The organism is Veillonella parvula DSM 2008, from assembly GCF_000024945.1.
Classification (GTDB): Bacteria; Bacillota; Negativicutes; order Veillonellales; family Veillonellaceae; genus Veillonella; species Veillonella parvula.
This window is the reverse complement of sequence record NC_013520.1, coordinates 1,380,954-1,406,970: the sequence shown is the minus strand read 5'-3', so window position 1 is coordinate 1,406,970 and position 26,017 is coordinate 1,380,954. Positions and strand designations below refer to the sequence as shown.

The window sequence follows — 26,017 nt, the reverse complement described above, 5'->3', positions numbered from 1 at the left end:
AATTATGCATTATCAGTGCTTTTAACAAAAGGAAAGGTACTGATATCAATGGAAAAAGTCGCGTTATATATGGTAAAATGGAATGATGATGTAATGAAGGAGAAATTACTATGAGTTCCATTTTACCTACTCTAGGAAAAGATGTAAGTATAGATATTGGTTCCATACAAACGCGCCTCATGGGGGGGACGCGAGGGACTGTTATAAGCGAACCATCGATTATAGCAACTGATACAAAACAAGAAAAAGTAGTAGCCGTTGGTGATGAAGCGGCGCGCCTCGTATTGCGCATGCCCGATATGTGGCGTCCGTTAACGCCTTTAAAGGATGGATTTATAGTTGACTATCGCGTTATGCATACTATGCTTAGCTACTTTCTTAATAAGGTGTCTAATGCATTGCGTCGAGCTCGGGTTGTGGTAGGGGTTCCTTGTGGGATGACCGATGTTGAGCAACGAGCCATGATGGATGCTGTTATTCAAGCTGGTGCTAGAGAGGTATTTCTTATCGAACGACCTGTGGCGGCTGCTATTGGTTGTGGTGTGCCTATCTTTGAAGCGCAAGGATCTATGGTCATTGATATCGGCGGTGGCACTATTGATATGGGGATTGTTTCTTTAGGTGGTATCGTGGATAGCAAAACAATTCGTTTTGGTGGTTCTGATATTAATAATGCCTTATTGCGCTATGTGCGTGAGTGTTTTGGCATTATCGTATCTGATGAAACTATAATAGATATTAAGCATACATTAGGAACAGCTGTCGCTCCATTAGAGGATGCAGAGTATGCCTTTCAAGGGCGCGATATGATGAACGGCTTAGGTAGACGTTGTGTGATTCACCAATCTGAAGTGTACCAAGTTATAAATGAATGTTTGATTGGGCTCTTGGATGAGGTTAAGCAAATGATTCGTGCTACTGCACCAGAAATCGTGGCTGATATTATGCAACATGGCATATGGCTTACTGGCGGTACAGCAAGACTATCTGGTTTAGCGGACCGGATTGGTACTGAATTAGGGGTACCTGTTCACGTTCCTGAAGCACCTGAAACAAAAGTTGTGGTAGGCCTTAATGGGGCCTCATCTGATTTAGTGAGCTTATCGCGTTTTATTGTAAATTCTAAGAATAGAAAGGGCCGAGATTAGCATGATACAGTCAGATAAAAAGTTAATTATCATCGTTGTCATTGGTTGTATCCTAATGGCATTGCTCGGCTTTGCGTGGAAGCAACGGACTAGTATTCCCTTTGTTACGGTTACCCTCGAAGGAATTACAACGCCTTTCGCTTATGGGTCAGCCCGTTTATTAGAGGGTGTTCAAACTAGCTTTACAGTACTTAATAATGCTATTTTCTCTAATATTGAAAGTGAAGAGGAAGCATCTCGTAAAGCTACATTGGAACAAAAGGTAGTTAACTACGATGAAGTAGTGGCAGAGAATATTCGTCTTCGTCAGCTTTTAAACTATAAAAGTAGCCATCCAGAATTCTCCATGACCTTAGCGGGTATCATTACAAAGGATTACGGTACTTGGACAAATACTTTCACCATTGATAAAGGGAGTGATGAAGGTATGGCAGTTAACATGGCTGTTGTGGTACCTAGTGGTGTCGTTGGTTTTATTACAGATGTATATCCGCATTCTGCTCGCGTTCAAACCATTCTTGATCCTCGTAGCGCAATAGGTATTCTTGTACAACGACCTGAATCTCGTTTGTCTGGCGTTGTAAAAGGTAATGGAAATACACCTCGTACACCTTCTATGGTAAATATTGCTCGCGATGGGGACGTATTGGTAGGGGATAAGTTGATTACCTCCGGTTATGGTGGTATCTATCCAAAAGGTTTACCTGTTGGCAACGTGCAATCTATCGAAAATGATTCGGAAGGATTTGTTAAAAATGCGGTAGTCACACCGAGTGTAGACTTTTATCGTTTAGAAGAAGTTTTTGTGCTTACCTCGTCTTCTCTAAGTGCACCACAAAAACCAGAACTTGAACCTAAACTTGTACCTCAAACACAACGAGATCAAGTAGAGGGGGCAAAGGGGGCCGTTAAACAATGATGCGTCTAGCTTTAGCTCTCTGTGGATTTTTAATATATTTTATACAAGCGCAATTATTGCCTACTATTTTCCATACAAATTGGTTACCAAACTTAATTTTGACGATAATTGTTATGATTACTTTATTTAAAGGTCGTCGTATGGGGTTGATATCTGCTGTTATTGGAGGTATCGTACACGATGTATTGATATCTAACTTTTTTGGGCTCCATCTATTCCCATACGTAATTGTGGTATACCTATTATCTGCCGTAAAGCATCGTATCTATGAAGAACGCTGGTATTGGTCTAGCGGTATAGTAGCTATTTGTACATTGCTAGATGGCGTTATTCGTAGCTTTATGATATTAGCTAGTGGTGGCGATTTGCACTTTGGACTATACTTGTGGCATATGGTATTACCCGTGATGTTCTGGAATGGCTTGTTAGGCGCTATTTTACATGGTTTGTTATGGCGTAAGGATGATGAACAACAAGGTTATATTTGGTAAGGATTAAGGGGGTGAAAGAGTGCTTGAAGGCCTCTATAAACGAAGAAAAACGAATCGCTTTGATGTACTCTTTTACATTGTAGCCGGCATATTTATAGTTTTGGCTTTACGTCTGATGACGTTGCAAATCTTGTCTGGTGGTTATTACCAAGCTAAGGCAGAAGGTAACCGTTTGCGCATGGTATCCATGACAGCTGCTCGTGGTATTATGTACGATCGAAATGGTCAAATCTTGGTAGGTTCTAGACCGGCCTACACCATCTCGATTTTGCCTACGGGTAAGGCTTTAGATGAAGGCGAAGTTGCTAAGTTGGCAGCCTTGCTGAAAATTAAACCTGAAGATATTACAAAAAAGGTAAATGATCATAAATATGGTTATGAGCCGATTCGTATTGCTAATGATATTTCTATGGATGTAGTTACAACCATAGAAGAGCATCGTCATGAATTACCAGGTGTTACCATAGATGTAGAACCACTTCGTTATTATCCATATGAAACGATGGCTTCTCAGCTCTTTGGTTATGTGGGTGAAGTGAGCGAAGAAGAATTAGAAGAGCTAAAACAGCAAGATCCAAATACTCTTATTAGTGGTGGTACTATTTTAGGCCGTTCTGGCCTTGAGAAATTATATGATTCCATCTTGCGTGGTACTGATGGTGGTAAACAGGTAGAGGTTGATGCTACAGGCCGACCGGTTGCGGAGGTAGATAGAAAGCATACAGTGCCTGGAGCTAATATCCATTTGACAATAGATGCAAATTTACAAAAGGCTGCTGAAGAAGCTGTTAAGAACCAATTAGAGCAGTTGCGTGCCCAAGGTATTCCAGCTCAAGGAGCTGCGGTAGTAGCAATGGATCCAAATACGGGTGCCATTTTGGCTATGGTCAGTGCGCCTGAATTTAATCCTAACTGGTTCGCGAAAGGGATTACAACTGCGCAGTGGAATCAATTGAATAATGATAAGAACCATCCGTTTGATAATAAGGTTATTTCTGGTGAATATCCACCAGGTTCGCCGTTCAAGATTATCACTGGTACGGCGGCTTTAGATCTTAAAAAGGTTACCCCTGAAGAAATGATTTTTGATAGTGGTAAACATTGGCTTATCGATAAACGAAATGCAGAAGGCGAAGCATTGGGGTGGCTCAACTTTAATAAAGCTCTTGCAAAATCAGATAATGTTTACTTCTATGAAATGGGCAATCGCGTTGGCATAGAAGGACTTGTAAAATATGCTGGCTACTTTGGTATTGGTGAAAAGACCGGCATCAATCTTGTTGGTGAGGCCTCTGGTAATATGGCAAGTCCTGCTTATAAACGCAAAGTGTATGATGAAGATTGGTATTTAGGTGAAACCTTTGATGCGGCCATAGGTCAGTCTTTTACCTTGGTGACGCCATTACAAATGGCTGTTATGCTCAGTGAAGTAGCAAATGGTGGAATTAAATACCGCCCATATGTGGTGAGCCGTATTGATAATAAGGATGGTACGCCAAAAGAAATCTTTGGCCCAGACAAACTCGGTATTTTACCTGTACCAAAAAATATTATGGATCTTGTTCGCGAAGGCTTGCGTGACGTTACTAATGAAGGTGGTACAGCAGGGGAGTTGTTTAAAGGATTCCCTATTGATGTAGCTGGTAAAACGGGTACTTCAGAGAATGCACATGGTAGAGATCACGGCTGGTTTGTCGCCTATGCACCATATGATAAGCCACAAATTGTAGTGGTTGCACTTGTTGAGCAAGGTAGCTTTGGTGCTGGGTCGGCAGGGCCTATCGTACGAGATATATTGGCTGCGTACTTCAATGTACCAGTGAATAAGAAATCTAATGATACAAATAGTAAAGGTAATAAAGAAACCGCTGCGGGAACAAGCTCTAATAATGGGCAAAAACCTCAGAATGCGGTAACTAGTGGGCAACCAAGAAAGGATTAGTATGGGCGAGATAATCGGCATTGTATCTGGTAAGGGTGGCGTAGGTAAGACTACGATTACCGCTTGCTTGGGTTCAGCCTTAAGCTATGCAGGGCATCGCGTATTGCTTTGTGATGGAGATTTTGGATTGCGCGACTTAGATCTTGTGTTAGGAGTGGCAAATGAAATTATTTACGACGCACTAGATGCGAGCGAAGATAAAGACTATATGGATGATGCCGTCGTATCAATTGCTGAAAACTTAGATTTTCTACCAGCTAGTCAAAGTGCTCGTTGGGAAGATATAGGTCGTAAGAAATATAAAAAATTAGTCCGTCGTCTCTGTGAGGAATATGATTATATTTTAATCGATGCTCCTGCTGGTATCGGCAAGGGCATAGAGGCTATTTTAGAATTAGTAAATCGCTGTATCGTAGTGACACATCCTTTATGGGTGTCTTTACGTAATGGGGCGCGGATGATTCAAGTATGTCAAGAACATAATATTCGTGATTATGCTATTGTTTTTAATGCGGTACCTATCGATGGAGAGGATATCCATTTATATGATATGTTAGAAGTCCTTCGCGCTGAATATGTAGGGGCCATGATTCCTTATGACGAGGATGTTCAGGTGTATACGCAAGATGGTCGTTTGTTAGAATTTGTTTCTAGTGAACTAAAAGCTGTGTTAGCACCTCTTGTAGATTATGTAACGACCGGTGACTGTTGGGAAGACTACGATGTACAAAAGCACTTTGATGCTTATGTAACTAAGAAAAAAGCATCGAAGGGGCAAGCTAGCACACCAAGTCTTGCAACAGTAGGTGATTCTATTTTTGATGATTCTAACAATGTTCATTACATTAATCGTGGTGGTTGGACCACGCATCGCTTGTTGGTGCAAGGTAAACAAAGCTTGTGGCGCCGTAGCAAGTTGAAATAGGTGATATGATGTGGCGTAAAATATGGACAGATAGTGATTGGACTATCATCATATGTACTATATTACTTGTCGGAATTGGTCTTACAGCTATTGGTAGTGCTACCCATGTGAATCACGAGGCTATTAGTTTTGGTAGTCTAGTGATAAAACAACTCGTATTCTTTTTAGCAAATATAGCTGTCGTTATAGGTATGCAATTTCTAGATTACCATCGTCTTAAAGGGTGGGGGAATATGATTTATGTGATTACCATGCTTATGTTAATCGCAGTCATGGTAGTTGGTACCTCTGCACTAGGTGCACAGCGTTGGATTCAATTGGGGCCAATTACTATTCAGCCTTCAGAGTTTTCTAAACTATTGATGATTATCTGTATGGCTAAAATGCTAGAACCGCACATTGGCAAGTTAGATACCTTTAAATCTCTATTAATGCCAGTGTTATATGTAGGGATTCCTATCCTACTCGTATTCTTACAACCTGACTTGGGGACATCCCTGGTATATATTGCTATATTTGTAGGGATGCTCTTTATATCTGGTATCAAAACAAAGCTTATAAAAATCATTGCGAGTGTGGCTTTATTCTTGATGCCTTTGGGTTGGTTTGTGCTAAAAGAATATCAAAAACAACGTATTCTAGTATTTTTAAATCCAGATATTGATCCTTTCGGTTCTGGCTATCATATCATTCAGTCTAAGATTGCTATCGGGTCGGGTATGATTTTTGGTAAAGGTATCTTTAATGGCACTCAAAGTCAGTTGAACTTTTTACCAGAAAATCATACGGACTTTATCTTCTCTGTAATTGGCGAAGAATTTGGTTTTGTAGGATGCATTGTAGTATTGCTATTATTGTTTATGCTTATTTATCGCAGTATTCAAATAGCATATACCTGCAATGATAATTTTGGTATGTTATTAGCAACGGGTATCGGTACGATGTTTGCCTTCGAGGTGCTCGTAAACGTAGGCATGACGATTGGTATCATGCCTGTAACGGGGATTCCGTTGCCATTCCTTAGCTATGGCGTTAGTGCGCTAACAACTAATATGCTGAGCATTGGTATTTTATTAAATATCGCTAGACAGCGGACAAAATATATATTTTAATAGCCTTTCATAGGATTGATTGTGAAAGAAGTCTTTCATTAAAGACGGAGGATGTATGATTCAATTAGATACGTCATGGTTACAACATGTCCAAAAGCCAGCTCGTTATACGGGCGGCGAATACAATAGTATCGTGAAAGATCACAGTACTGTTGATGTAACTATGGCTTTAGGTTTTCCCGATGTGTACGAAGTGGCCATGAGTCATTTGGGCATCAAGATTTTGTATGGTCTCGTAAACCGTCGTGAAGATGCGGTAGCAGAGCGTGTATTTGCACCGTGGCATGATATGGAAGAGGAAATGCGTAAGCGTAATATTCCATTATTTTCCTTAGAAACACGTACGCCTATTAAAGATTTTGATGTGTTAGCATTTACGCTTCAATATGAAATGAGCTTTACTAACATTTTAAATATGCTCGATTTAGCAGGCATTCCTATGTATGCTAAGGATCGTGATTTAGAATTCCCACTACTTGTATGCGGTGGCCCTTGTGCGTATAACGTAGAGCCTATTGCAGATTTCTTTGATATCGTATCCCTCGGGGAATCTGAAGAGTGGGGTGATGAGTTTATCGACCTATTCAAAGCAGAAAAAGCAAAAGGCTTCCCAGGTGGTAAAGAAGGCTTCTTGCGTAAAGTAGCTCAAATTCCTGGTACCTATTGTCCAGCTCTATACGATGTTGAATATACAGAACAAGGCGATTTTAAATCGATTATGCCGCGTTTTGAAGACGTACCAGCAGCCGTTGAGAAACGTATTATAGAGGATGTAGAGAATATATTCTATCCAACAAAGCCTGTTGTACCATTCCTTGATATAGTGCATGATCGCGCTGTATTGGAGCTATTCCGTGGCTGTACACGTGGCTGTCGTTTCTGTCAGGCAGGTATGCTTTACCGTCCAGTTCGTGAAAAGACACCAGAACGTTTGTTGCAAATTGCTAAAGATACGATTGCCAATACTGGGTATAATGAAATATCCTTGATGAGTTTAAGCTCTGCAGACTACTCCAAATTACCTGAGCTTGTAGATATGCTTATGGAAGAGTTTAAAGATAAACAAGTTAGCGTTAGCTTACCGTCCTTGCGTATCGACAGTTTCTCTATCGATATTGCGAAAAAGGTACAGCAAGTGCGCAAGAGCGGTCTTACCTTTGCTCCTGAAGCAGGTACGCAACGAATGCGTGACGTTATCAATAAAGGCGTTAGTGAAGAAGACTTATTGGCGGCCTGTACTAATGCTTTCAAATCTGGTTGGAATACAGTTAAATTATATTTTATGATGGGCCTTCCTACAGAAACAGACGAAGATTTGGCTGGTATTGCGGATCTTGCTTACAAGGTACTCGATTTACACCGTGAAATTACAGGGAAGCGAAATGGTTCTGTAACGGTGAGCGTATCCTTTTTCGTACCAAAAACACATTCTCCATATCAATGGTATGGTCAACAAGATGTAGAGGAAATTCATCGCAAACAACGTTACTTGAAGTCCCTCATCAATAATCGTAACATTTCCTACCACTACCATGATGGCTATACTGGCTACATGGAAGCCGCTTTTGCTCGTGGAGACCGCAGATTGTCAAAAGTTCTCGTAGAGGCTTGGAAGGCAGGTTGTAAATTCGATGGTTGGACCGAGTTCTTTAACTATGAAACTTGGTTGAAAGCATTTGCTGACTGTGGATTGGATCCTGCGTACTATGCACGTCGTACTCGTGATTTCGATGAGCCATTGCCTTGGGATCATTTAGATTGCACTGTAAGTAAAGCCTTCTTAAAACGCGAGTGGGAACAAGCAGTAGAAGCGAACCTTACAGGCGATTGTCGTCGAGCTCCATGTAAGGGCTGTAATGTATGTCCAGAGCTCAATACAGCTATTATTGACTATAAGGAGGGTGGCAGAGTTGAAAAAGTTACGTTTGGCCTTAAATAAGGGCGAAGAATTACGATTCCTGTCACACCTTGATTATGCTCAAGCTGTAGAGCGGATGATACGTCGAGCAGAAATTAAAATGGCGTACTCTGAAGGGTTTAACCCTCACATGAAAATTAGCTTCTCCTCTGCACTCGCCTTAGGCGTAACCGCAGCAGCTGAATATATCGATATGGATGTGCTTGAAGAGGATAGTTTAGAGTCCATTATGGACCGTTTAAACCGTGTAGCGCCTCCTGGTCTTGAGGTTCTAGATGGTAAAGAAATGCCTGAAAAGGTGAAAAAGATGATGGCCATCTGTAACTTTGCTATCTATGAGGTAACAGGCCCTATGACAGATGAAAATGCTGATTGGGCTGCGTTACTCAAACCTTTTAATGAAGCAATGGAAATTTCTTATGAAAAGGTAACACCTAAGAAAACTCGTACCATTGATGTAAAAGAGTTTGTAAAAGAACCGATCGTAGCCTCTGTTAAAGAGGGTATGGTGACCCTTACAATGGGCATCGGCATTTATCCGCAAGGCACAATCAAACCTAGCGAAGTGTGGAATTTAGGTAAGGATCAATATAATTGGCCTATTACAACTAGCTACGAAATTCATCGTAAAGCAATTATGGTAGAAAACGAAAAAGGCCGCTATACGCCTTTAGAGATTAATTACTAATTATAATTTAGATGACAAAGAAGGGAGGGATAGGATGCATAAAATTTTGGTCAATGTTATGCGTGAAGAAATTCGTATGGCTGTTATCGACGAAGAAGGCCAGCTAGTGGATTTTGTCTTGGAGCGTACCGATGATTCTCATATGGCAAATCATATGTACAAAGGCACAGTAAAGAATGTATTAAATGGTATGCAAGCGGCCTTTGTTGATATTGGGGGCTCTCAAAATGCGTATTTGAACCTTCAACAAGGGAAGGAACAGAAAATTTTGCCACGTCTATCTGTGGGGCAACAAATTCTCGTTCAAGTAGTGAAAGAAGAAATGCTCGGTAAAGGTGCCCGCGTGACTGCAGACGTCAGTTTGGCTGGTCGTTTTATGGTACTATTACCATATTCTGAAGGCATGCATATTTCCAAGAAAATTACTGATGAGGCCTTGCGTAGTAAACTACAAGAATTGGCAGCCCCTTATGTACAAGAAGGTTGCGGTTTTATCATTCGTACTGCAGCAGCTAAGGCCAGTGCCGATGAAATCGGTCGTGATATGGAGTATCTGTGGCGGACCTGGCAACATGTGTTGAAGCGCTTTAAGGTGGCGAAGAGCGGTACTGATTTATATAGTGACGCGGATTTCTGGTTCCGCCTTGTACGGGACTATGCGCATCGCAATGTAGAGGAAATTATTGTCGATTCCGATATGGGAGAATCCCGATTGCTGGACCTCTTAGGGCATGGACCTACGTCACAACAAATTAAAGTAACACGTCATCGTGATAGCACACCGATTTTTAAAGCAAATCACATTGAACCTCAATTGGAAGATCTTATCTCTCGCGATATTAATCTTCCTTCTGGTGGTTCAATCCGTATCGATCATACTGAAGCTCTCACCGTGTTTGATGTAAACTCTGCTCATTATACTGGCAAGTCTAATAAGCTGGAAGATTTAGCTTTCACAGTCAATAAAGAGGCAGCAAAAGAAATCTGTCGTCAATTGCGTTTGCGCGATATTGGCGGTATTATTGTGGTCGATTTTATTGATATGAAAGATAAAGAGCATCAACAAGAATTGTTAAAATTGTTGGGAGTACAAGCTAAGTTAGATAAAATGAAAACGGTTGTATGCGGCATTAGTTCGCTTGGCCTCGTAGAGATGACCCGAAAGCGAGCTCGCCAAGGCTTGCAAACCTTGATGTTTGATACATGCCCTCAATGCGGTGGTACGGGTTATATGTTGTCAGGGCGTACTGTATATATGCAGATTGTGCGTCGTATCCGCGAGTTATTTAAGTCGGGACGTATTAAAACGAATCTAGAAATCGAAGTTCATCCGGAGGTGGCTCAGTATTTAACAAAGGCTGTTCTCGAGGATTTAGGTGAGTCCATAGGTCGCAAGATTTCTATTGTGGTAAATCCACAAATTAGTCGAGAAGGGTATTCCTTGATGGCTATAGCTGAATAAGTAAGTAGTTTGTTTATAGGTGAGTATAGTGTCTATATTTGAAATTATATTAATTAGTATAGGCCTAGCGATGGATGCCTTTGGTGTATCTATCGGTAAGGGGCTGACAATGCCTGTAGGTGAGAATGGTCGCAAGGTAACCTTGGCATTTCTTTTTGGTTTGTTCCAGTTTCTTATGCCTCTTATTGGTTGGCTCATCGGTCGTCAATTTATCGATGTGATTGCTGATTGGGATCACTGGATTATCTTTGGCCTTCTTGGTTATTTAGGTATCGCTATGATCAGAGAGGGACTTAGCGATGATGATGAAGATGACGATGATAAGCAATTCTTGGGTGTCTGGGAAATGATGATGCTCTCCGTAGCGACTAGCCTTGATGCAATGGCTGTAGGACTGACCTTTGCATTCTTACCTATCAATGTATGGGAAGCATCCACGATGATTGGTGTTATTACCTTTGGTATATCTTTAGTGGGTGTTTACTTAGGTAAATTTATGGGCCGATTTGTTGGAAAATATGCAGATATAGTGGGTGGCGGTGTATTAATCCTCATCGGTACAAAGATACTTTTACAACATCTTGGGATCATTGGAGAATTTTAAGGCTTATATATATGAAAGTGTCAGAAACTGAGCGGATTCTGTTCATTTTTGTTTGACATGACTGTGTAAATAGGATATACTATATCAGTATTAGTTCGGTTTACTGAACTTTGCAATCCGCGTGAAGTAGGTTTAAACGCCCGACCGAAGTTCGGGTCGGGATACCGAATTCAGCGAGTTCGATAACAAGGAGGTGTTCTCATGTACGCAATTATTAAAACTGGTGGTAAACAATATCGCGTTGCTGAAGGCGATGTAATTACTATCGAAAAATTGGAAGCAGCTGCTGACGAGTCCGTTACATTCGAAGAAGTTTTGACTGTAGTGAATGACGGCGACGTTAAAGTTGGCGCTCCTCTTGTAAACGGTGCAAAAGTTACAGGTACAGTTCTTGAGCATGGTAAAGGTAAAAAAATCTTAGTATTCAAATACAAAGCTAAATCCAACTACCGTCGTCGTCAAGGCCATCGTCAACCGTTCACAAAAGTTCGTATTGAATCTATCCAAGCTTAATTATGGTTTCCATTGGAATCCAGCGGAATAGTGATGGTCAAGTAGTTGGTTGTCATATGTCCGGTCATGCAGGATATGATGAACATGGCTTCGATATCGTATGTGCCGCAGTGTCTGCCTTATCGGCAACGGCAATGTTAGGACTCACCCAAATTGCTCGACAAGAAGGGGAGTATACGAATAGCGAAGGTCAATGTGATATAGTTCTCTCTGGTACGATTAATCAGAGTGGACAGGATATTCTGGGGACTATGCTTCTTGGTTTGGAGGAAATTAGCCGTCAATATCCAGAGTTTGTCCAAATTCACGAAATATAGGAGGTGAACTTAATGTTTACTTTTGATTTGCAATTGTTCGCACATAAAAAAGGTGTGTCCAGTACTCGTAACGGTCGTGACAGTGAATCTAAACGTCTTGGTGTTAAATGCCATGATGGTTCCATCGTAAAGAGCGGTAACATCATCGTTCGTCAACGTGGTACTCACTTCCACCCTGGTACTAACGTAGGTATCGGTAAAGATGACACTTTATTTGCACTTGTGCCTGGTAAAGTAGCATTTGAACGTGCTGGTCGTTATAACCGTAAAGTTAGCGTATACCCTGTAGAAGCTTAATTTTATAAGACTATTAATCCCTAGTGGTTTCCACTAGGGATTTTTTGTTGTTTACAGGTGATCGTAATTGAATGAATAAACCATATACATTTTAGTCATATTCGATATAGATAATCGATATAGATTAGAAATTCCCATGATATAAAGGTTGTTTCCTCTTGGGAGGGGACAACCTTTTAGCATGTATCAAATTCCTGTGCTTTTTAGTAGGAATAGTGGTATACTATGTACAGTATCAGTGAAATACCAGAAGACTGGTTGTCATATACTTTCATAAACCTAAAGAGGGGTGGTATTGCCACTAGAAAGATTTGAGGTAAGTACTATGTATGATGTAAAATCTCCAAAGGCGGAGGAATTTATTTCCCATCAGGAAATCCTTGACACACTTGCCTATGCAGAGGAAAACAAGGAAAATCGGGAGTTGTTAGATGCTATTTTAGCGAAAGCTGCTACATTTAAGGGATTAAACCACCGAGAAGCAGCAGTTCTCTTAGAATGTCCGTTACCTGAATATAAGGAAAAGCTTTTTGCTTTAGCAAAGGAAATCAAGAAGGCTATCTACGGCGATCGTATTGTTCTATTTGCACCGTTATACTTGTCTAACTATTGTATCAATGGATGTGTGTATTGTCCGTACCACTCCAAAAACCGCGATATTAAACGTAAAAAATTAACGCAAGACCAAATCAGAGAAGAGGTTATTGCGTTAGAAGCGATGGGCCATAAGCGTATTGTAATTGAGTCTGGTGAGGATCCATTAAATAATCCTCTTGAATATATTTTGGAATCCATCAAGACAATTTACGGTATCAAAAATAAAAATGGTGAAATCCGCCGTGTAAACGTAAATATTGCAGCTTGTTCCGTTGAGGACTACAAAAAATTACATGAAGCTGGTATTGGCACATATACATTATTCCAAGAAACATATAACAAAGAAAACTATGAAGCTTTACATCCTACAGGCCCTAAGAGCGACTACGCCTACCATACAGAGGCGATGGACCGCGCTATGCAAGGTGGTATTGATGATGTAGGCATCGGAGTGCTTTATGGTTTGGAACATTACAAATATGATTTTGTAGGCTTGTTGATGCATGCAGAGCATTTAGAAGAGGTTTTTGGCGTAGGTCCACATACCATTTCTGTGCCTCGTATTTGTCCAGCCGATGACATCGATGTAGATGATTTCAGTAATGCTGTGCCTGATGATGTATTTGAAAAAATTGTTGCTCTTATCCGCGTCTCCACACCGTATACAGGTATGATTATGTCCACTCGTGAAAGTCAATCCATGCGTGAACGTGGCTTGGCATTAGGTATCTCCCAAATTAGTGGTGGATCTCGTACTAGCGTAGGTGGTTACAAAGAAGAAGAAAAGCCAGAAGATAATACGGCACAATTCGATCGTAGTGATACGCGTACATTAGATGAAATCGTTAACTGGTTGCTAGATCTTGGGTATGTTCCAAGTTTCTGTACTGCATGTTATCGTGCTGGCAGAACAGGGGACCGTTTCATGGCCCTTGCTAAATCCGGTCAAATTCACAATTGTTGCCAACCTAATGCGTTGATGACATTAAACGAATATATCATGGATTACGGTGATGAAAAGACTAAGGCTCATGGTGCTAAGGTCATCGAACAACAGTTAGAAAATATTAAAAATGATTTAGTTAAAGAAAAAGCTAAAGCTTATATTGCACAGATGAAAGACGGCGAACGAGACTTCCGGTTCTAAGGAATTCACTGATATGGAGCCTCCTATTGATAATGGGAGGCTCTTTCTTGTTGAGAAAATAGCAAAGTTTAAATGAGAATAAAATATATAAAATGGTTTATTTTATTTGCGTTTTAAGGTATAATAAATAAAAATGATAATGATAATACGTTGAATTCTAGAATAATATTGATTATAAACTACTGAGGGATATGATGATTAAGAAAAAACGTTGGCGCCTTTGTGAAGGTGACAGGGAGAAAGAGAATATCTTAATCCGTGAACTTGGTGTGAACCCTATTGTGGCTAAATTAATGGTGAATCGTCATATTGATGTTGACGAAGGTCGTCGATTTTTGCAAGGTACTTTGTCAGATTTGTTAGACCCATTCACTTTGAAAGATATGGATGTGGCTGTTTCACTAGTTCTGGAAACAATTGAAAGTCACAAACCAATCGTCATTTATGGTGATTATGATGTGGATGGTATTACTGCAACCTCTGTACTCTATCGATTTTTAAAGAAATTAGGTGCTGATGTTACATATTACATACCAGAACGTCAAAGCGAAGGGTATGGTCTCAATTTAGAGGCTTTAAAGCACCTTATTGAACGGGGAACGGATTTGGTAATTACCGTAGACTGCGGCATTAGCTCTTACGATATTGTAGAGGCTGTACGGGACCGCATCAATATGATTATTACGGATCACCATACGGCTCCAGATGTGATTCCACGAGCGAAGGCCGTCATAAATCATAAGCAAAAGGACTGTCCTTATAAGGATAAAAACTTATCTGGCGTAGGGGTTGCTTTCAAATTATGCCAAGCTTTGTGGCTTACAAAGCACGGAGAATGGTACTTAGATGATTTAGATATCGTTGCACTTGGCACTGTGGCCGATGTAGTACCTTTGGTCGGTGAGAACCGCATCATTGTGAAATCGGGCCTTGAGAAGATGAATAGCTATCCTAATTTGGGGATTAATAAGCTAATTGATGTAGCGGGGCTTCATGAACGAACTATCACCTCTGGACATATTGGCTATACTTTAGCACCTCGCCTTAATGCAGCTGGTCGCGTAACGCATGCAACGCGTGCTGTTGAACTACTCGTGACCGATGATGCAGATATAGCAGAGGCAATTGCAGAGGAATTAAACGAAACGAATCGTGAACGACAAGAGCTAGAACGAAATATTCACGAGTTGGCTCGTATAGATGTAGCTAATCAAGGACATAAAGCTGATTATGTAACTATTGTGGCCGGCGAAGAGTGGCATCCCGGTGTCATTGGTATTGTTGCTTCTCGTCTAGTAGAGGAGTTTTACAAACCAACCTTAGTTATCAGTATTCATGATGGCGTTGGTAAAGGCTCGTGCCGTAGTATAGATGGCTTTAACATATATGATGCATTAAAATCTTGCGAGGATATCTTGCTACAGTTTGGCGGACACTCTGCGGCGGCAGGTTTTAGCATCGATGCAAATCGTATTGATGAGTTACGATACCGTTTAACTAAGTATTGTAAAGAAGTTGTTACTGCTGAGGAATATATTCCCGTTGTGGCCATTGATGCGGAACTACCTGTTGATGATATCGATGTCGATATCATTGACCGCGTATCAGACCTTGAGCCTTATGGGATGGCCAATAGCACGCCAGTCTTTGCCATTATGGAAGCTACTGTGCAAGATATTATGCTCATGGGGCAATTAAAAAATCACTGTAAGGTAATTTTTGCAACTTCGAATGGTACATTAGATGCTATAGCTTGGAATTGTCCAGATTTATTTAGATCTATCTTCGTGGGAACTGTGGTAAAAGTGGCATTTTCTTTGCAAAAGAATGAATGGCAAGGTCTGGTTTCTCCGCAGCTTATGATTCAAGCTATTGAACCATTGACTGAAGAGCCGATTAAGCTTTCTACAGAAGGACTTAGACAAATGTATGTCATAATAAAACAGTCCATGCGAGGTCGCAGTCAGTCGGTTTATAATGTTGAACAAGATATATTGCGTCGCAAGCCGGCAGATCAGAATAATCGCAGTGCTCTAACATCTATCGATGTATTTAAAGAATTGGGCATTGTTGAAGAATATACAAGTGATGATGGTCAATTAATGCTGAGATGGAATGCCATTGAAGGAAAATTAGATCTTGTCACATCCGTAACATTCCTTACTTATAGTGTATAGGAGGTGACATCATGACAACTGTAAATGAAGAAGGCAAAGCTTTGGTGGAACAAAGTACATTTGATAAAAGTAAAGCCTTAGCCGAGTTTATGGAGTATATCCATACGTATTTAACAGATGATGAGTGTGACCAAGTATTGAAAGCTTTTGAGCTTGCTGATAAGGCTCACGAAGGTCAGTTTAGAGCTTCCGGTGAGCCGTATATCATGCATCCGCTGGCTGTAGCTGATATTTTGGCACATTTACAAATCGACCATATTACACTCATGGCAGCTCTTATGCATGATGTGGTCGAAGATACATCTTACTCGAAGGAAGACCTAGAGGAGATGTTTGGTTCTGAAGTAGCATTCCTCGTTGATGGGGTAACAAAATTAAACCAATTCCAGTATGAAACAAAAGAAGATCGTCAAATGGAAAACTATCGAAAGATGATTTTAGCCATGGCGAAGGATGTACGTGTCGTAGTTATTAAATTGGGTGACCGCTTACACAACATGCGCACATTAAAGCATATGCGTAGTGACAAACAAAAACGTATTGCTAAGGAAACCCTAGAAATCTTTGCACCTTTGGCACATCGTCTCGGTATCTTCAATGTGAAATGGGAGTTGGAAGATTTATCCTTCCGTTATTTAGAGCCGGAAAAATACTATGATCTAGTTGATCAAATGAAACAAAAACGTCAAGTCCGGGAAGACATCGTTAATGATACGATGAGTCAACTTACAAAGGCTTTAAGCGAAGCTCATATCAAGGCGGATATCAAAGGTCGTCCAAAACATTTCTACAGTATTTATAAGAAGATGAAAAAGGACAACCGCGATTTGTCTCAAATTTATGATTTGCTTGCCGTTCGTGTAATCGTTGATAGCATTCCTGATTGTTATGCGGTACTTGGCATTGCACATAGCTTGTGGAAGCCATTGCCTTATCGGTTCAAAGATTATATTTCCATGCCGAAGTCTAATATGTATCAATCTTTACATACAACCGTTATCGGCACGATGGGGCAACCGGTAGAGATTCAAATTCGTACCTGGGAAATGCACCGCGTATCTGAATATGGTGTGGCTGCTCACTGGCGATATAAAGAAGGAAATAAAAACGGCGATAAAGAATTTGATCAAAAGGTTGCATGGCTACGCCAGGTTCTTGAATGGCAAGATACTAGTAATCCAACGGAACTCGTTAACGCTTTAAAATTGGACGTTTTCTCTGGTGAGGTATTTGTATTCACGCCAAAGGGTGACGTTGTTAAGTTGCCAATAGGCTCTGTACCGCTTGACTTTGCCTATCGAGTTCATACCGATGTAGGTCATCATTGTGTTGGTGCTAAGGTAAACGGCAAAATTGTGCCGTTGGATTATACCTTGCAAAATGGTGATATTGTTGATATCATCACATCCAAAACAGGTCGTCCTAGCCTTGATTGGTTGAATATCGTAGGTTCTTCTGAAAGTAAGAGTAAAATTCGCAATTGGTTCAAGCGTGAAAATAAAGCTGAAAATATTGAAAAAGGCTTAGAAGCTCTTGAAAAAGAAGCAAAACGATTGAATCATAATTGGAAAGAATTATGTGCAGACAACCGTTTACAACATGTAACGAAACAACTTAAAGCCGGTACAGAAGAGGAAATGTTTGCAGCCTGTGGCTATGGCGGCATTCCTGTAAGCACGGTTCTCTTGCGTTTGATTGAACTTTATAAAAAGTCTAAAGAGGTAGAGGAATCTAAGCGCAGTACAGAGCAAATTATTGAGAAATTAAAATCTCAAGGACAAAAGAAAACTAAAAATGGCACTGGTGTTCTCGTAAAAGGTGAAGCTGGTGTGATGGTGCGTATGGCAAAATGCTGTAATCCTGTACCTGGTGATGATATTATAGGTTACATAACCCGTGGTCGTGGCGTTTCTATTCATCGCTGTGATTGCCCTAGCATGGGCCATTCTCCTGAAGACTTAGAGCGGATGATAGAAGTCTCTTGGGACGGTTCTTCTGGCGAATCTTTCCACGTAGGCATTGATATTCAAGCTTATGATCGAGCTGGTATTCTCATGGAAGTTATGGCGGTGCTTTCAGAATTGAAAATCACCATTACTAACATCAATGCTAAGGTTCAAGAGGATACAAAAAATGTAAGCATCAATTTGGTGGTTGATATCCGCGATATTTCACAACTAGATTTCGTAATGACTAAATTGCGTCGTATTCGTGAAGTTTATACTGTTCAACGTAGTAAAGGAGGGGCTTAATGAGCGAACAACAATTAGTACTTATGCGCATGCCTTTAGGTCCATTAGGAACAAATTGCTATGTTATCGGTGATAAAGCGATAGGTGAAGCTTTCATTATCGATCCTGCAACAGCTGAAGTACTAGATGCGCTAAAAAAACATGACTTAAAGCCTAAGGCGGTTGTACTGACACATGGTCATGGAGATCATATTGGTGGTATTCAAGAGATTGTGAATACCTATCACGTACCTGTATATATTCATAAGGGCGATGTACCGTATTTATCTGATCCTGAACTTAATCTTAGTGCTTATAGCAATCCAACGCCAATTATGGTAAAAGCGGAAATCATCGAGGTTAAACAAGGTGATCACATTACATGTGGTGATATTGATCTTGAGGTGCTTGAAACACCAGGTCATACGCCAGGAGGTGTGTGTTATTACATGGAAGGTCTTGTGTTTGTAGGGGATACTTTATTCAGAGATTCCGTAGGCCGTACAGATTTTCCAAATGGCTCTTATGAGACTCTGATATCATCTATTAAGACTCAGCTTTATACATTGCCTGATAATACAATGGTTTATCCTGGTCATGGACCGGAAACAAATATAGGGTATGAAAAACAATACAACCCATTCGTTGGTCAGTAGGTTTAAACGAATTATTTTTTACAGTCGAGGGGAAATTTATCATGAACACAACATTAGAAAAATTAAAAGAACGCATTAAAGACAAAAAGTACAAATTGACAACTCAACGTCAAACAATCTTGCAAGCATTTATCGATGCTGAAGAAAATCATTTGAGTGCTGAAGATGTATATGTTCTTGTAAAAGAGGTGGCACCTGATATCGGGTTGGCAACAATTTACAGAACTCTTGATCTCTTCACTGAACTTGATTTGTTAAAACGTCTTGATTTTGGTGATGGCCGTAATCGTTATGAATTAAATGACGAAGAGTTCGCTCATTTCCATCATCATTTGATTTGCGTAAAATGTGGTAAAGTATCCGAGTTTGAAGATGACATGCTTGAAACATTGGAGTCTATCATCGCTAAGAAATTAAACTTCCGTACCATTGATCATCAATTGAAAGTATATGGTTACTGTAGTGATTGCCAAAATCATATGACTGAAGCAGAATTAGAAAAGCTTGAGCGTATGTCCCATCATGGTTAATGGATATCTATATACGGGTCCATTACCACTTGGCTCCGTAGTAGCTCATAACTGTGGCGCGGCAGGACTCTTTTCTGATAAGGTACATCCAGAGGTTATCCTTGAAGCGCATGAAGTGGAAGGAATATATACATTAACTGTTACTATTGGTGATACAATTAAGATTTTTGAAGGCCCTGTTTCCTCTATGGGGCGTCGTCAAATTGGACAAGCCTTGTTGCGCTATTTGCGTGAATATCAAGGCTTACCTGCTGAGGCTCCATGGGGAACCATGGTAGGTGTGCGCCCTACAAAGCTACTACATAAATATATAGATACATATGGCTCTGTCCACGCAGCAACTCGTCACATTAGGGACGAGTTTTCTGTGTCTATGGAAAAGCTTGCTACTTTGGGGGCCATTGGCGAATATCAACGTCCGTTTCTATCTGATACAGACGATAAAAAGGTAAGTCTCTATTGTGGTATTCCTTTCTGCGATACGCGTTGCGTATATTGCTCGTTTCCATATGGTCTTTATCAGGATTATGCTGGTAAAAGTCAATTTCTAAGGGCTTTAAACCGTGATATAGAAGATATGAAATCTATCGTTGATTCCTATGGCCTAACAGTCGATACTCTCTATATGGGCGGTGGTACTCCGACAGTGCTAGAGGATGAAGACTTTCACCAGGTCCTAAAACAGTTATCTCTACTCGTATCTGAAGGACATGAATTCACTGTAGAGGCCGGGCGGCCAGATTCTGTTAATCCTACTAAGCTACGTTCCATGCTTGAGCTAGGTGTGAATCGCATTAGCATTAACCCGCAAACGATGCAAGATGATATTTTGCGTCGTATTGGACGCGGTCATAGCGTACGGGATGTTGATGAACTTTTACAATATGTAAAAAACAATACATCATTAGCCGTAAATATGGATTTTATCGCAGGTTTGCCTAACCAAACGATGTCAAACATGATAGAGAATATGGATTATGTATGTCAAAATCTGCCGGAAAATGTTACAATTCATACGTTAGCATTAAAACGTGGTAGCCCGTTGTACGATTTACATATGGAAGATGATATTCCTGAAGAAAATCTCGTAGCGGAAATGGTACAATATGGTAAAGAGCGTCTTGAAGCGGCTGGTTATATGCCATATTATTTATATCGCCAACAATATATGAGAGGGCAGTTAGAGAATATCGGCTATACCTTGCCTGGCAAAGCATGCGAATACAATATTCAGATCATGGAAGAACGCCAAAGTATTCTATCCATGGGGCCCGGTAGCTCGTCTAAGTGGATGCGAGCCCCTGAATATCGTCAGCTTAAACAGCATATGCCAAAAGACGTAGATGTTTATCACGTAACGATAGATGCACTTTTAGAGAAACGACATAAAATTTGTGAAAGATTTTGGGAGGTTGTGTAATGGCTATAAGAAAACCAAGAGGTACACAAGACTTTTTGCCAGAACAGATGATAAATTGGCACTATATTGAACAACGTATGCGCGAAATTTGTAAAGTATACGGCTTCAATGAAATTCGCACACCTGCCTTTGAAGAAACTAAATTATTTTTGCGAGGTATCGGTGAAACTACAGATGTAGTACAAAAAGAGATGTACACCTTTACCACTGGTGATGACGGTGGTTCTAGCTTTACCTTACGCCCTGAAAATACGGCGTCTGCTGTGCGCGCATACTTAGAAAATAAAGTATATGGTAAAGAAGGTCTCACAAAATGGTATTATATGGGCCCTATGTTCCGTCATGATAAACCGCAAGCAGGCCGTTACCGTCAATTTCACCAATTTGGTGCTGAGGTATTAGGCTCTCAATCTCCAGTGGTAGATAGCGAAGTTATCTGCATGGTTGTACAGTTGTTAAAAGATTTTGGCCTTAAAGATCTCAATGTAGAGGTAAACTCTGTAGGTTGTCCGACATGTCGTCCTGTATATCGTGAAAAATTAATCGCCTTCTTTGAACCTAAAAAGGAACAATTATGTAGCGATTGCCAAGAGCGTTTGTACAAAAATCCTTTGCGTATACTGGATTGTAAAAATGAAACATGTAAATCCTTGTCTATAGGTGCTCCTGAAATTCACGAACATTTATGTGAAGAGTGTCATGATCACTTTGAAGAATTAAAGACTTATTTAACAGCTGCTAATGTACAATATACTTTAAATCCTCGTCTCGTACGTGGCCTTGATTACTATACAAAAACAGCCTTTGAGGTACAATATACTCCTTTAGGTGCTCAAAGTGCCGTAGCCGGTGGTGGTCGTTATGATGGTCTCGTAGAAGAGCTCGATGGACCGCATACCCCAGCTATCGGTTTTGCTATGGGCATGGAGCGCTTATTATTAGCTCTTGAAAAACAAAACCTATTGCCTGAACCAACTGTAGAACCATCTGCATTTGTAGTAGCTCTTGGTGATGCGGCTAAGGTAGAGGCTTTCAAAATTTGCCAAAAACTTCGTAGTCTTGATATTCCTGTTGAAATGGACGGGCAGGGCAAAAGTATGAAGGCACAATTAAAATACGCTAACAAAATTAATGCGAAATATGTTATTATATTGGGTGATGATGAATTGGTTCGTAAAGAAGCCATAATTCGATTCATGGATACTAGTGAACAAGAGACTGTATCTCTTGATACAGTGGCTGAACGTATAACTTCTTTGGTGAAAGGATGACAATTAGAATGGAAACAATGCAAGGCTTACACCGTACGCACGGTTGTGGCACCATCTCTGAACAAGAGGTAGGTAAAGAGGTCGTATTATGTGGTTGGGTTGAACGCCGTCGTGACCATGGTGGTTTGATATTCTTAGATTTACGCGATCGTTCTGGCGTAGTACAAGTAGTAGCGTCCCCAGATCACAACGTAGAATCGTTCCACAAAGCAGAGGATGTTCGTAATGAATATGTTCTTTGCGTGCGTGGTACTATCACAAAACGTGATGATTCTGCCATTAATCCAAACCTTCCTACAGGTGCATACGAAATGTTCTGTGAAGAGTTGCGCGTATTGAACTCCGCTAAGACTCCTCCATTCTATATCCAAGATGATATTGATGTAGATGAAAATATCCGTTTAAAATATCGTTACCTTGACTTGCGTCGTCCAGAAATGCAACGCAACTTGATTTTGCGTCACAAGGTAACTAAAGCAATGCGCGACTTTTTTGATAGCCGCGATTTCTTGGAAATTGAAACGCCAATGCTTACTAAATCTACGCCAGAGGGCGCTCGTGATTATCTAGTGCCTTCCCGTGTAAATGCTGGTACATTCTACGCGTTGCCACAATCTCCACAAATTTTCAAACAAATCTTGATGGTTGCTGGTTACGAAAAATATTTCCAAATCGTTCGTTGCTTCCGCGATGAAGATTTGCGTGCAGACCGTCAACCTGAGTTCACTCAGCTTGACTTAGAAATGTCCTTCGTTGATGAAGAAGATATTTATGCATTGCTTGAAGAAATGATTGCTCATGTATTTAAAACTGCATTAGGTAAAGAAATTTCTTTGCCTATGCCTCGTATTACATGGGACGAAGCAATGGATAAATACGGCTCTGATAAGCCGGATCTTCGTTTTGATATGGCGTTTACTGATGTAACTGATCTTGTAAAAGATACAGAATTCAAAGTCTTCCGCTCTGTTATCGACAATGGTGGCGTAGTTAAAGGTATCGTTGTGCCTGGTGACGCTGGCATTCCTCGCCGTGAACTTGATGATCTTGTTGAGTATGTAAACCGTTACGGCGCTAAAGGCCTTGCGTGGGCTTGCTTCAATGAAGATGGTTCTATTAAGTCTCAAATCATGAAGTTCTTAGGTGAAGATACAATCCGCAATATTGGTGAAAAAATGGGCGCTAAAGGTGGTGACCTTGTATTGATGATTGCTGATAAACCTGCAACTGTGGCACGTGCATTAGGCGAATTACGCCTTGAAATGGCACGCCGTATGAACATGATTGACCAAGATAAATTGGCATTCACATGGGTAACTGATTTCCCTATGTTCGAATATAACGAAGACGAAAAACGTTATGTTGCAATGCATCATCCGTTCACAATGCCACGCCATGCGGATCTTGATAAATTAGAATCCGATCCTGGCAGTGTAAAAGCGATTGCTTACGACATGGTATTGAATGGCGTAGAAATCGGTGGCGGTTCCTTGCGTATCTACCAAGCTGACGTACAAGAAAAAGTATTCAAAGCAATTGGTTTGTCTATTGAAGAAGCAAGATCTAAATTTGGCTTCATGCTTGATGCATTCCAATACGGTGCACCTCCTCATGCAGGTTGTGCATTTGGCCTTGATCGTCTTGTTATGTTGATGGCAAAACGTCAATCTATCCGCGACGTAATCGCATTCCCTAAAACCCAATCTGCTTCTGATATCATGAGCCAAGCTCCATCTGAAGTAGAACCTAAGCAATTAAAAGAGTTGCATATTAAACCAGATGTAGAAGAAGAACAAGAGCAATCTTTAGTGTAAAAACATAGGCAAGAATTGATTGAAATCGAAATGTCAAGACTTGTTAATTGCTAATCTTTCTGATACTATTTAAGTATAAGATATCCCTGCCATGTGCGTGTGATATCGCAGTTTTGAGCCAACACATTTACTTTGGGAGTCTGACTCTCGTCTGAACGTTACGCCCTTACGGGACAATTGCAGGATGAGGAGGACACCCACCTGCCCTTGCAGGATCAAAACGCGGTACATTACGGCATGGTGGGGCTTTTTTGCGTGTAAAAATAGACTGAAATATCATATACTATAAATATATCTTTTGTAAGAACTAAAATTTTTTAAAGTCTTAAAAGTCCTAAATGTCATAAATGTCTTATAAATATTATTAGTGATACCAAGTTACTGATATCATTGGGCTTTTATGACGAGTAAGACATTGTTTTTTGATTGAATAGTTATAGATATTAAAATACGATAGTTAAACTGGGTGCGAATTGAGGTGATAGAATGGATAGTTTATTTGATATGACACCTACAAATACATACGAGCCCCTTCCTGTACGAATGCGTCCTACTAAACTGGATCATTTATATGGTCAAGAGAAGGCCATAGGGAAGGGGACTTTCTTGCGTGCTATGGTAGAGAAGGATACAATACCATCTATGCTTTTTTATGGGCCTTGTGGAACAGGTAAGACGACGTTAGCCGGAATCATAGCTAAGGTGAGCAATAGTCATTTTGTAAACCTGAATGCTACTAACGCTGGTATTGGTGAGTTGAGAACCATCATTGAAGACGCTCGTAAACGGGTTCGTTCTTTACAGCAACGAACAATTCTATTCCTTGATGAAATTCATCGCTTTAATAAAAGCCAACAAGATGTGTTGTTACCCTGTGTAGAGGATGGAACTATCATCCTTATTGGTGCTACTACAGAGAATCCGTTCTTTGAAGTTAATAGACCACTTTTGTCTCGTTTGCGTCTTATTACATTAGAAGCACTTACTCCAAAGGCTATTGGTCAAATTTTACGTCGCGCCATTACTGATGAAGCGGTAGGCCTTGGCAAGCGTCATCTGCAGGTAACCGATGAAGTTTTGGAAGATGTGGGGATTTTCGTCAATGGTGATGGACGTATGGCCCTTAATATTCTTGAACAAGCCGCAGCTATGGTTCCCGATGAGGGAACGATTACTATTGAGGTTCTCGAAAAGGTCGTAGGTCGTCGCATATATACATATGATAAAAAAGGCGATAGTCATTACGATACAATTTCAGCTTTTATTAAAAGTATGCGTGGTTCTGATGTGCAAGCAACGGTACATTATTTAGCGCGTATGATTGAAGCTGGAGAGGATCCTAATTTCATTGCTCGTCGTATTGTTATTTGTGCAGCAGAGGATGTTGGCCTTGCGGATCCACAAGCTCTTATACTCGCCAATGCAGCGGCTCAAGCGGCTCATATGGTAGGCTTTCCTGAGGCGCGTATTATATTATCCGAAGCTGCGTGTTATGTTGCTCTTGCACCTAAAAGTAATTCTGCTTATGTAGCTATTGATGCAGCTATATCTGATGTGCGACATAAGGATTGTGGACAAGTACCTGATCATTTGAAAGATAGTCACTATAGCGGGGCTAGTAAATTAGGTCATGGAAAAGCTTATAAGTATGCTCATAACTATCCTAATGGGTATGTAAAACAGCAGTATTTACCAACGCCTCTAATCGATGCAACTTACTATAAGGGTATAAAGAGAGGGACTGAGGAACAGTTACTTCACGACTGGGAGAAACGTAGTAAAAATTAACTTAATATTACGATATATGCTATAATATAATGATAAGTTAATTTACTGTA

The 26,017-nt window shown here is 40.5% G+C and carries 22 protein-coding genes and 1 other RNA gene; all 23 read left to right on the top strand.

Translation table 11 applies throughout. The features are described from left to right. The first annotated feature begins 110 nt into the window (after window positions 1-110). The 23 genes from VPAR_RS06200 to VPAR_RS06095 all read left to right on the top strand — a co-directional run bounded on the left by VPAR_RS06200 (window position 111) and on the right by VPAR_RS06095 (window position 25,967). On the top strand, window positions 111-1,148 hold the full coding sequence (locus VPAR_RS06200) for a rod shape-determining protein (RefSeq protein ID WP_008601416.1): 1,038 nt from the start codon (window positions 111-113) through the stop codon (window positions 1,146-1,148). 1 nt (window position 1,149) lies between these two features. Beyond that, complete coding sequence (gene mreC, locus VPAR_RS06195; protein ID WP_012864591.1) at window positions 1,150-2,067, top strand: rod shape-determining protein MreC; 918 nt, start codon at window positions 1,150-1,152, stop codon at window positions 2,065-2,067. Next, the gene (gene mreD, locus VPAR_RS06190; RefSeq protein WP_012864590.1) at window positions 2,064-2,558 is read left to right on the top strand and encodes a rod shape-determining protein MreD; all 495 of its coding nucleotides are present in this window, start codon (window positions 2,064-2,066) and stop codon (window positions 2,556-2,558) included. Before mreC ends, mreD begins: the two co-directional genes overlap by 4 nt. Before the next feature lie 19 nt (window positions 2,559-2,577). After that, entirely contained in the window at window positions 2,578-4,500 is a 1,923-nt protein-coding gene (gene mrdA, locus VPAR_RS06185) for a penicillin-binding protein 2 (RefSeq protein WP_012864589.1), read from the top strand. Between the two features lies 1 nt (window position 4,501). Continuing rightward, the gene (locus VPAR_RS06180; RefSeq protein ID WP_012864588.1) at window positions 4,502-5,425 is read left to right on the top strand and encodes a P-loop NTPase; all 924 of its coding nucleotides are present in this window, start codon (window positions 4,502-4,504) and stop codon (window positions 5,423-5,425) included. 8 nt (window positions 5,426-5,433) lie between these two features. Continuing rightward, the gene (gene rodA, locus VPAR_RS06175) at window positions 5,434-6,537 is read left to right on the top strand and encodes a rod shape-determining protein RodA (RefSeq protein ID WP_012864587.1); all 1,104 of its coding nucleotides are present in this window, start codon (window positions 5,434-5,436) and stop codon (window positions 6,535-6,537) included. 55 nt (window positions 6,538-6,592) lie between these two features. Next, a complete protein-coding gene (locus tag VPAR_RS06170; protein WP_012864586.1) occupies window positions 6,593-8,476 on the top strand; it encodes a TIGR03960 family B12-binding radical SAM protein in 1,884 nt (627 codons plus the stop codon). Continuing rightward, window positions 8,448-9,143, top strand: a complete 696-nt coding sequence (locus VPAR_RS06165; RefSeq protein ID WP_012864585.1) for a TIGR03936 family radical SAM-associated protein — start codon at window positions 8,448-8,450, stop codon at window positions 9,141-9,143. The genes VPAR_RS06170 and VPAR_RS06165 overlap by 29 nt, the downstream gene beginning before the upstream one ends. A gap of 34 nt (window positions 9,144-9,177) precedes the next feature. Next, window positions 9,178-10,605, top strand: a complete 1,428-nt coding sequence (locus tag VPAR_RS06160) for an Rne/Rng family ribonuclease (protein WP_012864584.1) — start codon at window positions 9,178-9,180, stop codon at window positions 10,603-10,605. A 28-nt stretch (window positions 10,606-10,633) separates the two neighbouring features. Further along, window positions 10,634-11,209, top strand: a complete 576-nt coding sequence (locus VPAR_RS06155) for a manganese efflux pump MntP (RefSeq protein WP_042466794.1) — start codon at window positions 10,634-10,636, stop codon at window positions 11,207-11,209. A 201-nt stretch (window positions 11,210-11,410) separates the two neighbouring features. Next, window positions 11,411-11,722 (top strand): 50S ribosomal protein L21, encoded by a 312-nt coding sequence (gene rplU / locus VPAR_RS06150; protein ID WP_004696434.1) that lies wholly within the window; start codon window positions 11,411-11,413, stop codon window positions 11,720-11,722. Window positions 11,723-11,724: 2 nt separating this feature from the next. Next, window positions 11,725-12,039, top strand: a complete 315-nt coding sequence (locus tag VPAR_RS06145) for a ribosomal-processing cysteine protease Prp (protein WP_008601403.1) — start codon at window positions 11,725-11,727, stop codon at window positions 12,037-12,039. A gap of 12 nt (window positions 12,040-12,051) precedes the next feature. Beyond that, window positions 12,052-12,336: a 50S ribosomal protein L27 gene (gene rpmA / locus VPAR_RS06140; protein WP_004696430.1), complete on the top strand. Its 285-nt coding sequence runs from the start codon at window positions 12,052-12,054 to the stop codon at window positions 12,334-12,336. A gap of 325 nt (window positions 12,337-12,661) precedes the next feature. After that, window positions 12,662-14,080, top strand: coding sequence for a [FeFe] hydrogenase H-cluster radical SAM maturase HydG (gene hydG, locus VPAR_RS06135; RefSeq protein WP_012864582.1), 1,419 nt, complete (start codon window positions 12,662-12,664; stop codon window positions 14,078-14,080). A 194-nt stretch (window positions 14,081-14,274) separates the two neighbouring features. Then, a complete protein-coding gene (gene recJ / locus VPAR_RS06130) occupies window positions 14,275-16,257 on the top strand; it encodes a single-stranded-DNA-specific exonuclease RecJ (protein ID WP_042466793.1) in 1,983 nt (660 codons plus the stop codon). Window positions 16,258-16,268: 11 nt separating this feature from the next. Beyond that, window positions 16,269-18,509: a RelA/SpoT family protein gene (locus tag VPAR_RS06125; RefSeq protein WP_012864580.1), complete on the top strand. Its 2,241-nt coding sequence runs from the start codon at window positions 16,269-16,271 to the stop codon at window positions 18,507-18,509. Continuing rightward, window positions 18,509-19,144 carry an MBL fold metallo-hydrolase gene (locus tag VPAR_RS06120; protein ID WP_008601381.1) on the top strand — a complete coding sequence of 212 codons (636 nt, stop codon included), beginning with the start codon at window positions 18,509-18,511 and terminating at the stop codon, window positions 19,142-19,144. Before VPAR_RS06125 ends, VPAR_RS06120 begins: the two co-directional genes overlap by 1 nt. Before the next feature lie 41 nt (window positions 19,145-19,185). Beyond that, window positions 19,186-19,674 (top strand): Fur family transcriptional regulator, encoded by a 489-nt coding sequence (locus VPAR_RS06115; protein WP_008601380.1) that lies wholly within the window; start codon window positions 19,186-19,188, stop codon window positions 19,672-19,674. Further along, entirely contained in the window at window positions 19,667-21,094 is a 1,428-nt protein-coding gene (gene hemZ, locus VPAR_RS06110) for a coproporphyrinogen dehydrogenase HemZ (RefSeq protein WP_012864579.1), read from the top strand. The genes VPAR_RS06115 and hemZ overlap by 8 nt, the downstream gene beginning before the upstream one ends. Continuing rightward, window positions 21,094-22,365, top strand: coding sequence for a histidine--tRNA ligase (gene hisS / locus VPAR_RS06105; RefSeq protein ID WP_012864578.1), 1,272 nt, complete (start codon window positions 21,094-21,096; stop codon window positions 22,363-22,365). Before hemZ ends, hisS begins: the two co-directional genes overlap by 1 nt. A gap of 8 nt (window positions 22,366-22,373) precedes the next feature. After that, window positions 22,374-24,179 carry an aspartate--tRNA ligase gene (gene aspS, locus VPAR_RS06100; RefSeq protein ID WP_012864577.1) on the top strand — a complete coding sequence of 602 codons (1,806 nt, stop codon included), beginning with the start codon at window positions 22,374-22,376 and terminating at the stop codon, window positions 24,177-24,179. Window positions 24,180-24,259: 80 nt separating this feature from the next. Further along, window positions 24,260-24,430: non-coding RNA, 6S RNA (gene ssrS, locus VPAR_RS09555), on the top strand. A 235-nt stretch (window positions 24,431-24,665) separates the two neighbouring features. Then, window positions 24,666-25,967, top strand: coding sequence for a replication-associated recombination protein A (locus VPAR_RS06095; protein WP_004696415.1), 1,302 nt, complete (start codon window positions 24,666-24,668; stop codon window positions 25,965-25,967). Window positions 25,968-26,017 lie beyond the last annotated feature (50 nt).